This is a genomic window from Legionella fairfieldensis ATCC 49588, assembly GCF_000621525.1.
Lineage (GTDB): Bacteria > Pseudomonadota > Gammaproteobacteria > Legionellales > Legionellaceae > Tatlockia > Tatlockia fairfieldensis.
In genome coordinates this window covers 1-12391 of the sequence record NZ_JHYC01000009.1, presented here as the reverse complement: position 1 = coordinate 12391, position 12391 = coordinate 1, and the positions used below count along the sequence as shown (strand labels likewise).

Genomic DNA, 12391 nt, shown 5'->3' with positions numbered 1-12391 from the left:
AAATAATCATTAGAATCTTGCTTTCATCTTACGAAGAGTCTAATAATTAGTGCCGCCTGCATTTGAATTTGTACCCGTGCCAGTATTTGTGTCAGTACCAGGATTATTTTGAAAGCCAGGGGTAGTGACCGTACCTGGCGTAGTGCCAGTACCCGGGTTAATTGTTGTACCGGGAGTGGTTACAGTGCCTGGATTGGTTGTTGCATCCGGGGTGGTTCCTGTGTCTGGGCTAGTTGTGGTATCCGGGGTTGTTCCTGTGGTTGAGTTGGTGGTACCTGGATTGGTAACTGTACCGGGTGTACCATTTGTGCCGGGCGTTGTAGCATCCGGGGTTGTATTAGTGTCGGTACCCGTAACAGAATTCGTTGTCGGATTGGACGTTCCAGGTGAAACTGTTGTAGCAGACGATGTGGCACTCGCAACAGATGTAAAGAACAGGGTTGTTGTAAGAGTTGCCAACAGAGTTAACTTTTTCATATCTATCCTCCTGATAACGACTAATTGATAGAAAATTAGTGTCTTTATGACTATTATAATCAAGCATAGTTTTGCCAGGTTATTCTTTTACCTTAGTCAAAAAAATAAAATAGAGCAAATAATTACCTTAAAAACTTATTTTCACTGGCAATTGGGTACTCTTTGGATTTTTGTCCGGCACGAAGTTGAAGCTGCGAAATATATATGTATTTAATGGTCTCTTAATAAATAAGATATACACTATAATAAAATTTAACCAGTTCAATAATTGATTATACGCAATGTTATGGCGCCGGATCACTAAAGTGATTTTATTATCAATTAATTGGAGTATCTGCTGGGGGAGAGACATTAATGACCATGACACCATTGTTTCCGGATGGCCCTCTTAAAATAAAACAAGGGAGAACAGGAAACTGTTATTTACTCGCTTCTTTAGATAGCATTTATAGTAGTAATGATGAAAGAAAATTACTTAAATCCTTATTCACTCAAGATGAGACCGGTGTAACACTTCGCATTCCCCACAGCTCTCAATCAAGTTTCCTAAGTAATAAAAATCTGGAAAAATATAAATACCATTATGATGAAACAACGAAAGAAGATGTATTCTTTCTTTCGAACAAGCGGCTTGAAGAGATTGATAAGTTCAATGAAGAGGGCGTCATTACTAATTCTTTAGCCATTAAAATTTTAGAGCGTGTGAGTTCTTATTTTTATATACGCAATTGGGAACTAGAAGAGCAACTAAATAGTACTATGGCGCATAATACAAAGTACCCTCGTCATGAAACTACTTCCACAGAGTTTGTAGGTAAATTAATAGGCGTGCACAGTAATGATACAACGGACATAGAAAATATAATTAAATTAAAAACCATTTTTCCTGATTATCCTGTTTATATAAGTATGATTTATGGTAATCTGGACGGTTACGGGAATACTCATGGGCGCCATGCTTTAAGAATCGATAAAATTGTCCCTGCTAGTGTGAATGAGGGGGGTTATAAGTTCATTTTGGTCAATCCATGGGATAATCAAAAGCGGGAAGAATTTAATCTTAGCGATATTAAGAAGAGAAAATTTCGTTTTTGTACGTTCAGCTCTAATGAGCATAAACATAATCTGGTTAGGGAAATGTTAAAATTACCCGATGAAAATGGAGTTTACGTTTCTAAAAACCCTGAATTACAAGCTATACTCCTAAAAATGCAAGAGAAAAAGTCCCTGAATTGCGGAACAATCAAAAATTGCATTGACCTCTATCAAGTAATCAAAGATTTTTCGTTTGAAAATGAATTTACTATTATTAGCAATGCGCAGCGTGATTTTCTAATTGCTAAACTAACCAAAAAATACGAAGCTGTATTCACGCCTAATCTTCTTCCTTATGAAACCAATCCTTCTATTTTTAGAAACATGCTTTCGAAAAAAATTGTTGAGCTTGAAGATTCTATTCACGCACATAATAATGCGATTAAGGCCGCTGATTATGAAATTCAAAAAAATATAGGAGACATTGAAAAATTCGAAGCAGATTTTAATGATCCTGATTATATAGAAAAATTTAATAAGCTAGCGGCAATTCAAACAATTACTAAAGAAGAAAAAAAACTTGGTTTAACGAAAAAACATCCAAAAATAGTCGAGGCTTATACTAATAAAAGAACCCAAATAGAAAATAAATATCAATTAGAAATTAATAGAAAAATGGAGAAAATACTCAATTTTTCTATAGATTTTTCTGATTGTTATACAGAGGAAGAGCTAAGGAAAAAATCGACAGTAGTGACTAAAGAGTTAAGGGATTTGGCTATTCCCAATGGCTATTTGCAGCAAAAAAATAAGGCGCTAATAAAAAAAGCAAATGAAGCTCGATTGAAGCGTGAAGAGGAAATTAAAGAGGAGAACTTAAAATTTAGTCAAGAAGAAGAACATTTTAAACCCTATCTGAAAAAAATATCAGAATTTGCTATTGAATTCCAAAATATAACTTCCGTTGAGGCTATAAGAGATCAGGCAAAGGATTTATGCGCTAAACTTGAGGAGTTCAACTCTGTAACAAGTATGAATCAAGCTTTTCATTCTTCTAGTCAAACCACCAAGTGTAAAATATTAGTGAAAGAAGCGGTTGAGAAGCGTAAAAATGAGGTTGAGCAAGCGGCTAAAAAATTAGAAGATAAAATATTAATTCAAAAAATTGTTCATGAGATCCAATATATTGAAGTCAATTTTTATAATTGTTCTTCTCCGGAAGTTTGTGATAAAACGGAACTTGATTATATCGCAAGGATTAATGATCTAGCCAAATTTGATCCACAAAATCCCCAAATAGTGCAAGCTGTTGAGCAAAAGATAAAAAATATAGATGAAAGCAAAAAAAATTACATCTTCAATGTGAATGAACTCAAAGAACGTCTACAAAATTTTCCTATTGATTTTTCAACTAATGAGTCATTAGAAATACAATTAAGTCTGTTACGAAATAAAGTAGAAAATCTACCTTCTTGGGCAAGTTTAAATAAGGATATATTGAAAGAAAAGAAAGAAACATTACAGCGTATATATTTGGCATTTGACCAGGCAGGAAAAATAAAAAACTTGGCTGAAAGGGTGAAAATATCAAGCTCTCTAAGTAGTTTAAGCACACTGGCAGTGACTGTAGCTGCATTGGAATATGAAATAACTAAAGATTTAATGCCTAAAAAGGCTATGATGAGTGCATGTAGTTCTGTGAAGAAGGAAATTACTTTAAGAGCTAAAAATGAGATTGAAAAAGCCATAGAAACCATTCAACAATTCAGGATAGATTTTAGTAACTGTTCTTCAATAGAAGATTGTAATCGAAGTGGCAACTGTAATATTCTGGAAAAAAATGCCCGAATCATTTCAGGTCAAATTGAAATCATTCTTAAATTAAATAATATTAAACTGGAGACATCCCAAGAATATCTTCAACTACATCAGGCATATGATATGAGCAAAGCTCAAATACAGTCTGATAAGAAAAAACAAATAAAATCTCTTAACAAAGCTATTATTGATATCCTGGAACCTCAACTGGCAACATTTCGCACAAAAACTGACGCAGTAGCATCAAAAAATAAACCTTATAAGGAAGCTGCCTTAATTTTTTGGAATTCTATAGACAAAGCTCTTATAGAATTTTCACAGGGAGATTCAGATAATTCTCAATTTAAAGCTCAATGTGAGCAAGCTTTTGAAAAAGTCGAGCCAGTTTTCAAAGAACATCGAGGACTATTCAGGCGAATTCTTAATTTTATTTTAAAAGCTATTGGTGTCTCTAATTTTGGAAATAATCCCTCCAGTTTTTTCGGGGCCACTGATACTTATAAAAAAGCGAATGCGTTGGTTGAAAAGATTAAAGAACTCCCTGATAAACCACCTGTTTGACGTTTTAATGCCACTACGCCAGTTTAATTTCTCTAGAGTCTCAAGAACGATTTTTTATGAGACTCATAATCCGATGATTTATTTTTATTTTACACTGATTTTAATTGATTATTTCTATTATTTTTTCCTTAATGGGGTACTTGAGGGCAAATTAAAATAAACACACATAAATTGGTTTTATTTTGATCTAATGGATTCATTCCAGAAATCATCATTTCGCCAATTTAAAGGCAGCCCCATATCTTTAACAGAGATCTCCTTGAAATCATCAAACAGAGCAAATAATTGATTTCCCCAAGTGGTTTTTGAGTGAATAACTTTCATCATGGGATACAACATCGAAAGCACACTGGATAAACGTGTGTGTTGATGCCTTTTATTTAAATAGGCAGGCCAGCATAAATCCTCTTTTACAGGATTAACAGGTGTAATGCTTAACTCTCTATTCCATAGTCGAGAATGATGGGCAAAAATATTCCTAATCACGGTGATTGTATAAAGCAGCTTTCTAATAAGGGCGGATAAAGCTCAAACCCGCTTGCTATCATTTTCTTGTCTTTATCCTTGGCCAAGCCTCTGTACAAAGTAATGCTATTTGTTCAATAGGAGTAATTGCGGGTTTTGTAAAAACCGCCATTTATTATTTTCTTTTAGGCAAAAAAATACCCGCGCGATTTGAGCATATTAACCAAAGCTAATAGAGGCTTGGCGGGTGTGTTATGTGTATTATAGTTAATTGTTATGTATTGTGTAAAGTTGCTGTTTATAGAAATTATTCCAATCCAATATATTATGGAAAAAGCGAAAAAGGGGCTATTGATTTTGATCACAGCATATTGGGTCGAATATGAACATGAAAAAAGAAAATTTATGAAAAAATATGAGTCCACAAATAAAGAAGCCAACGCATAACGTTGGCTTAACTCCTTCAAAACAATGTTCTTTATATGATCAATTTAAATTTTAATTATTTTTGATAGGGTTATAGGAAAAAACCACGCAACTTAGTCGTGCTAGTGGGGGTGCATGATGTTCATTATAGCTTATTGTAATTGTGACAACGTGCTGTAGTATTTACCATAACATGAACAAATCCAAATTTAATATAAAAAGCGCCTCATCTTACTTCGCTCATTAAATGACGCGGTCTTTCCATTATTAAAAGTTTTTAGGTGAAGAAATAATATCATCTTCCGAAGCAATCTCTTCTTCTTTTGCTCCTTTGCGCTTTCTTTTTCCATGTTTATCAGTAAAATACGTATCTGGAATGATGGTTGACAATTCCCCTTGTTGAAATTTGAAACAGTCTTCAGAGCTAAGTTTTTCATTAATGAGTGGGAAATGAACTCTAGCTTCAAGGAACTCTACAATTTTTTTATTGCGTTTTTTAGAGTCTTTTTCTTCTGGCCAAATTTGTTGTGCTAATTGCCTTAATTCCTTAACTCCATCAATAATAAAATCTTTTCTTCTGTGAAATAAACTCCACCTCGTACTTTTTTCTTGCTGTTTAATTATATGTCTCTGTAGTTGTTCATCACTCATTTTAAGATAACTTAATAGTCTCGTATAGATGAAAACATTCTCATTAAATCTATCTGGACCAAGTTCATACTTATTATGATGCATAAAAATAGTAGCAGTAGCATTCAACCAATTATCTGCTGAAAACGCAGGGTTTTCTCCCCTGTGAGTAGTACTTACCACATTCAAGGCAATTGCTAAACGAAAAGATGAAACGATACTGTCTACTGCAGACTGATGAGTTGGCTGCATGTCTTTACGAGTATAGTTAGGACCACCAGGCTCCATATTAATTAGTTTAGGTAATTCTTGATTAACAAGTGTTTTCTTATGCTGATAAAGTTGATAAATATCAAGAGCTAGTCCTTTCATACGAACATCGCTAATTTTTGCTGTATCACCAGCAAAATAAAGGATTTCATTTCTATTTTTTGGACTAATAGTCCACCCCATAACTAATGATTGATGAGCATCATATCCATGTCGCCCTGAACGATGATCAGCAGGGGTGCTACAAAAGATAATAGGTTGATTAGTTTCGGATTTAAGAGTAATTTGCTCATGCCATTCAAATACTTTAACATCAGTAAACCCTAGTCCTTTAAAAAAATCTTCATCCCCCATAGGGACAAGCAATTGAGGTAATGGTTTACTTGCATTTTTTGCCTTCTTAATCAATTCCTTGAGGGAGCTTTCATCAACGTGATCTCTATGATTATGAGAAATTAAAATCACATCTATAGGTGGAAGGTCTTTAGCTTGAAAATTCATGCCAAAACCTTTAGTTATTGCAGGATAGACGAGGGGCGCTAAATCACCAAATACAGGATCAGTGAGTATATTCATACCTGAAGTTTGAATAAGTTGAGTCGCATGACCTAGATTATGAATTGTAAAACTCTCTTCTCTTTCTTTAATTTGATGTTGGGCATCTTGTTTATATTGCTTACCTGTATTTTTATCTTCTTGTTGATCAAAGTAGGATAATTTCATTCCCGCTTTTGTAATGAACAACCAGTTAAAAAATAAGTTTAGCAAAGGAGGGGCTGTAGTTAACCAGCGCAAAAAACGTTTTACTTGAGTTTCACGGAAAATTCGTGGATCAATCCATTTATCAAGATTTGCCTCACTAGTTACGTAACGACCATCAGGACGTTTTTCAGGCGATAAAAATTCTTTATTAGCAAGTTCATTGTTTTGAGTTAGTTGATGCATTAACTCAAGCATATCGCTAAGTTGAAAGTCTTGCTGGTCATTTTTTTTTATAAGTCTTCTATGAACAATTTTCTTGGGTGTAGACATAAAGCAGTTTTTGAGAGGAACCGATTAATGTCAATAAATATACACACATGTGTATATTTGATCAATAGTTATAAACCTTTTTATAAATCGTATGTTGCCAATTTACAACAGAGAAAGAGGCTTATAGAATCTAAGCCACTAAAAATTTATTCAGTAGATAATATCGCGAGACTTATTTCTGCAGCACACTCTAATACAATACAAGTGTTGGGATATGCTGTGATTTGTTATTTTTAAGTGCCCCACAGATGCCCCAGGCAGAGTTTAAAATTTAGAAACATAAACATAATTTATTGATTTTTATAATTATAATTATTTTTTGTTAAAAATAATCACAGGACTCATAAGAATGTCATATTTTTCTCACATGAGTCTGACGCTGATAGTGTTTTTCAGTTCATTGTGTTTTAGACTAGATTAAAAGGATATTTAATAGGAATTAACATGACGACAAGCGATAATGTGAAAAAAAAATCGCGGGGACATATTGTCCTGACTTCACATCCTTCGTGTTATACAACAGCACCTCTTTCAATTCATTGGGGCGCGGCTAGTGCAAAAGAACGAGGTCCTATTATTGCTTCCATGACGAATATTCGCAATCGGAATGCCATAGGGACTCATTCAGGCTCCTATTCAGTTTATCGTGCTCTTGCTGTTGCAGCTGGTGTGCTTGATCCGGAACATAAGCCAGATTTGACAGACACTGCACCGCCAGTGGTTATAGGCCCTTATCAACAATGGGCGACGCCTGAAAAAATTGTATCGCTTGATCCCTGGGGACATAACGTTGCTGAGGTTTTTGCTGAGGAAATTGCCACTGGCTATGACATCAGGCCAACCATCGCGGTGACAAAGGCGCATATTAATATACCGGAGTTGCGTGGGGCCATCCAACAGGGAAGACTGAAACCCGATGGTAAAATTTTATTGGAATCAGGCGATGTAGTGGTTAGTAAAGCCGCTATTGATCCAGTCTGGTATTTGCCCGGCATTGCCGCGCGTTTTCAAATTTCTGAATCAGAATTAAGACGTACCTTGTTCCAGCATACCGCAGGTATGTTTCCTGAATTGGTAACACGAAGTGATCTGAATGTATTTCTACCGCCCATTGGCGGTTTGACTGCTTATTTTTTTGGCGATGTGACTACCATTCATGATCCTGCAATTGAGCTGTCCTGCCGTATCCATGATGAATGTAACGGTTCTGATGTCTTCGGCTCGGATATCTGTACTTGTCGCCCTTATCTGGTTCATGGGATCGAGCTTTGTGTGGAATCAGCGCAACGAGGAGGTGCTGGCCTTATTATCTACAATCGTAAGGAGGGTCGGGCCTTGGGGGAGGTGACTAAATTTCTCGTTTATAATGCACGTAAACGACAAAAAGGAGGCGATACGGCTGCTAAATATTTTGAACGCACTGAATGCGTTGCTGGGGTGCAGGATATGCGTTTTCAGGAATTAAGTTCAGATGTTTTACATTGGCTTGGTATAACTAAAATTCATCGTTTTGTATCCATGTCTAATATGAAATTTGAAGCCCTTGAAAAAGCCGGTATCCAGGTGGTAGAACGTGTCAAAATTCCTGATGATTTAATTCCTGATGATGCAAAAGTAGAAATGGATGCTAAACGGGCCGCAGGTTACTATTCTCCTGACAGAGTGCTTGATATTAATGAGCTTGCCAAACCTAAAGGACGGGATCTTCATGACTAATTCGAATGAAATCTCTGTCGATGTACTTAAGTCTCTACAAAATTTACAAACCATTCGTCAGCAGGCGCAGCGTATTTTAGCTTTAGCGCGCCAGAATGGACTACGGCACTTTATACTGGATGAAAGCAAAATGGCTTTCACTGTTGATTGGGTATTGGAGGTCATTGATGATCAATATCCTTCTTTTACTATTCCCTATCATAGTCGTTGGCGACATTTTGAGGTGGGCGGTGTTGATAGAATTAAAAAAATGAATAGCCAACTTGCTGAATTATCAGCGGAAGAGCAGGGAAAGATCCTTTATGAACTGGTTATTCTTTCTGTTTTACTGGATGCAGGAGCCGGTAAGCGTTGGATCTATAAAGAACAGCCGGGAGATCAGAGATATAGTCGTTCAGAAGGCTTGGCATTGGCCAGTCTTGCTCTTTATTTACAAGGAGCATTTAGTGCTGATGTCAATCAACCGCTGCGAGTTGATGCAGAACGGTTGATTCAGTTTAGTCGGACGGACTTCAAAACAGGTTTTCAGGTTAGTGATAATAATCCGCTTGACGGTATTAAAGGACGTATTGCATTGCTTAATCAGTTGGGTAAAAGCATCCAGACAAATGAGGCTTGTTTTGGTCGTGAAGGACGTTTAGGCAATTTTTATTCCTGTATCTCTTCTTTACAAGTAAATCAAGCTATCTCTGTACCTCATATTTTTCAGGCGGTATTAACCGCGTTTGGCGAAATCTGGCCCGAGCGTATACGTTATCATGGTATTTCTTTAGGTGATGTTTGGCCCTATTCAGCACTCAAAACAGAAGCCCCCGCCTCCGAATTAATTCCTTTTCATAAGTTGTCTCAGTGGCTTACTTATTCGTTAATTGAACCCTTGGAAAAATTTGGTATACAAGTAACTGATTTAGATGAACTGACCGGTTTGCCTGAATACAGAAATGGAGGTTTGCTGATTGATACTGGACTTCTACAGGTAAAAAATGAAACAGTATTGCAGCAATTACAGGCACCTGATTCAGAGGTTATTGTAGAGTGGCGGGCCCTAACGGTGGCTTTGTTGGATGAGTTAGCCGTAGCAATTCGTCAGCGGCTGCAAAAAAGTGCTGCGGAACTCCCTTTAGCTAAAATTTTGCAAGGTGGTACCTGGGAAGCAGGGAGACGTCTCGCCCGACAAAAACGTGCCGATGGCATTCCTCCTATTCAGATTATCAGTGATGGAACTATTTTTTAAGGGAAGGAAAGATATGAGTGATAAACAGATCATTGAAATTAAACATCCACTTATTCAACATAAATTAACAATTATGCGAAAAAAAGACACGAGCACAGTCAAATTTCGTACGCTTTTGCAGGAAATCTCTATGTTGCTCGCCTATGAAATTACTCGTGATCTTGAGATTGAATATAAAGAAATTGAAACACCTTTGAGCAGTATGTATGCGCCAGTCCTGAAAGGTAAAAAACTTGTTTTTGTCTCCATTCTACGCGCTGGTAATGGAATTTTAGACGGCATGTTGCAATTGATTCCTTCTGCCCGGGTAGGCCATATTGGTTTGTACCGTGATCCCAAAACGATGGAAGCTATCGAGTATTATTATAAGTTACCCGAAAATATGGCTGATCGGGATGTGATTGTGGTCGATCCTATGTTAGCAACAGGCAACAGTGCTATTGCAGCGGTTAAAGGGGTTAAAGATACTAATCCTAAATCGATCAAATTTCTTTGTTTGCTGGCTGTTCCAGAGGGATTATCTGCTTTTCATCAGGAACATCCGGATGTTCCCGTGTATACAGCGGCCATTGATAATAGCCTGGACGACAAAGGTTACATCCTGCCAGGTCTGGGTGATGCGGGTGACAGGCTTTATGGAACGAAATTAGCTGATTAAAATAAAGTCTATTGATCAGAAAACCAAACGTAAATTTTATTCACAGATTCTAATCCCAGGCCATATAGTTTTCCGTTTGTTCATTATTGGAGTGAGATTTTTTAACCGGCCTTGGGTCTTCTTCGTTTGGTTTTAAAGCGTCTGTCAAGCTTACAAAACTAAAACCATGTTGTTTATAAAGATTAATAATATCAGGAAGGACATAGGCATTTAGTAAATTGGCATGAATTAATAGAATTTGCGTCTGGTCGGGTTTGCGAGCAGAACGGCTATGTTCTTCTGCTTTTAACGTTTGTTGCCAGATGAAGTCAAGATAGCAGGGCTTTAATACTTTGAGAAAACCACGTCTTTCATTTTGAGGTACGGCGAGTAAGAGTTGATTGAAAATAAAATCCCTGCTATCAATGGTAATGGGGGCAATTTGATAATGTTTTGCCGCAAGATAATCCATGACCTTATTTTTTTTCGTGCCACTGCTTGTGGCCAAATAAGGATAGCGAAAATATTTAGGCTCAGTAAGAACAGAGGCTAAAATTTTATCAGCTGCTTCTATTTCCTGAATATAATGCTCTGTATTGCTGCTATTTAAATTGGCATGAGTCAGGGTATGATTACCCAGCCCTAAGCCCGCCTCTCGGAATTTATGCAGCATTTGCCAATTGGCAGGGCCTACTTCACCTGCAATGATAAAGCCTGTCGCGGGGATTTCGTTACTTTTAATCGCGTTGATGATCATATCCAGATGAAAATTCTTACTTTCTCCTACAAAAGGCAAGTCATCAATGGTAATAGCAATTTCTCTTTTTTCTGCGAAAGCAGGGGGAGTAACTCCAGTTAAAAAAAAGCAGATCAATAAAAAATATGTTTTAAATACGTTCATTCTTCGTTAACTAGTTGTTCAGGATTAATTTTATGGCAAAGCAAGAGGCCAATTTGCTTAAATAATAACACATAAGACGAGGGAACAGTACCAACCAGAACGTGCTGTTTTGGTCAAACCCTGTTAACTTGAAATTTTAGATGAAAGTATTATGCTTAAACAAGTGAATGGGGCCGTTAGCTCAGCTGGTAGAGCAGGAGGCTCTTAACCTCTGTGTCATAGGTTCGATCCCTATACGGCCCATCATAATACTCAGTATTGTTCTGAGTGTCAGTTGCAACAGGATGTGGAATAATTAGTTGTCCATTATAGATGTTTAATTTTGCAGAAAATAATATGAGAGTATTAAGCGTCCGTAAATTGGATATTAACCATTCGCATTAATTTTAAGATCTTCTAATTATCGATACAGGTTTAATTTAATTGCATGGTTATTAGTTCCTCAGCGAAGACACTGGATTTTGTTTTATGCTGAGGGTTAAAAAAGGTGTGCAGTTGATTGCGTTGTTTTTCCATAATCGCTTTATTTTGCTGCAACCAATTGTTAGCGATTGTTTTCACTTGTTCCTCTATGGGTTCCGAATTGTGTATAGATACATTATTCAGATCGTCGAGACTTTGTTTTAAAGTAGTGAGGCTATTAATTTTGTCATCAGCTGATTTTAATATTCCTAAAGCAACAAACAATCTTATGATGGGATTATTTATTTGTAAGCGCGTTATTTCGGCATTGATTTTTTTTATAAGTGGATTAATCAATCTTTTGTTAATGGCTTCGTCCGCGATTTGATAGGTCTTGTCTAGTAATTGATTGACCTTATAGGCAGGCGTTGTAGAAGACAGGCATTTCTCCAGGATGATTTTTAATACTTCAGGAGGCAATTGAATGCGCTTTTCAGGCGTGGTTTGTAGACGAGCACGGTATTCACAGAGCATGAAGGTTGTAAACTCGCTCATCGTTGTGGGAATGGCCTGGTTACGTAACAGTTTTTGTTCTATTTCTTGTACTAGCTTTGACTCATCGGATGATATTTGCGCAGTAAATTGAATGTTTCTTAAGGTAAAATTAGTCTGCAGCGCTTGATTAATGCAGTTCAACATTGTTTTTAGATTGACATAATTGTGATTTAAGCATAATTCAATGGGAGTTGCTGAGTAATGCAATGCCTGATTAAAACAGACGGGATTT

Annotated in this window: 9 protein-coding genes and 1 tRNA gene; 5 read left to right on the top strand and 5 right to left on the bottom strand. The window is 36.6% G+C overall.

Annotation, left to right across the window (positions count from 1 at the left end; genetic code table 11):
- Positions 1 to 39: 39 nt before the first annotated feature.
- Positions 40 to 477, bottom strand: a complete 438-nt coding sequence (locus T345_RS13405) for a hypothetical protein (protein ID WP_051555108.1) — start codon at positions 475 to 477, stop codon at positions 40 to 42.
- 354 nt (positions 478 to 831) lie between these two features.
- Between T345_RS13405 and T345_RS14490 the strand changes: the two genes are divergently transcribed.
- Entirely contained in the window at positions 832 to 3891 is a 3060-nt protein-coding gene (locus T345_RS14490) for a hypothetical protein (protein WP_051555107.1), read from the top strand.
- Positions 3892 to 4068: 177 nt separating this feature from the next.
- Here T345_RS14490 and T345_RS13395 read toward each other — a convergent pair whose 3' ends face one another.
- Both T345_RS13395 and T345_RS0103060 read right to left on the bottom strand, forming a co-directional pair.
- Positions 4069 to 4377, bottom strand: a complete 309-nt coding sequence (locus T345_RS13395; RefSeq protein ID WP_028388056.1) for an Abi family protein — start codon at positions 4375 to 4377, stop codon at positions 4069 to 4071.
- A gap of 672 nt (positions 4378 to 5049) precedes the next feature.
- Positions 5050 to 6714, bottom strand: a complete 1665-nt coding sequence (locus T345_RS0103060) for an MBL fold metallo-hydrolase (RefSeq protein ID WP_028388055.1) — start codon at positions 6712 to 6714, stop codon at positions 5050 to 5052.
- A gap of 444 nt (positions 6715 to 7158) precedes the next feature.
- Here T345_RS0103060 and T345_RS0103055 point away from each other — a divergent pair, with 444 nt between their 5' ends.
- The 3 genes from T345_RS0103055 to upp are packed head-to-tail and all read left to right on the top strand — an operon-like array spanning position 7159 to position 10322.
- Complete coding sequence (locus T345_RS0103055; RefSeq protein ID WP_035918051.1) at positions 7159 to 8430, top strand: GTP cyclohydrolase II; 1272 nt, start codon at positions 7159 to 7161, stop codon at positions 8428 to 8430.
- Positions 8423 to 9664 carry a URC4/urg3 family protein gene (locus tag T345_RS0103050; protein ID WP_028388053.1) on the top strand — a complete coding sequence of 414 codons (1242 nt, stop codon included), beginning with the start codon at positions 8423 to 8425 and terminating at the stop codon, positions 9662 to 9664. Before T345_RS0103055 ends, T345_RS0103050 begins: the two co-directional genes overlap by 8 nt.
- 13 nt (positions 9665 to 9677) lie before the next feature.
- Positions 9678 to 10322 (top strand): uracil phosphoribosyltransferase, encoded by a 645-nt coding sequence (upp, locus tag T345_RS0103045; RefSeq protein ID WP_028388052.1) that lies wholly within the window; start codon positions 9678 to 9680, stop codon positions 10320 to 10322.
- A 49-nt stretch (positions 10323 to 10371) separates the two neighbouring features.
- On the opposite strand, the gene T345_RS13390 is transcribed toward upp, so the two are convergent.
- Positions 10372 to 11202 (bottom strand): polysaccharide deacetylase family protein, encoded by an 831-nt coding sequence (locus tag T345_RS13390; protein WP_084273720.1) that lies wholly within the window; start codon positions 11200 to 11202, stop codon positions 10372 to 10374.
- 170 nt (positions 11203 to 11372) lie between these two features.
- On the opposite strand from T345_RS13390, the gene T345_RS0103035 reads away from it, so the two are divergent.
- Positions 11373 to 11445: transfer RNA gene (locus T345_RS0103035), tRNA-Lys, on the top strand.
- A gap of 171 nt (positions 11446 to 11616) precedes the next feature.
- On the opposite strand, the gene T345_RS15160 is transcribed toward T345_RS0103035, so the two are convergent.
- The coding region (locus T345_RS15160) for a hypothetical protein (protein ID WP_035918049.1) at positions 11617 to 12391 on the bottom strand (775 nt) is incomplete at its 5' end.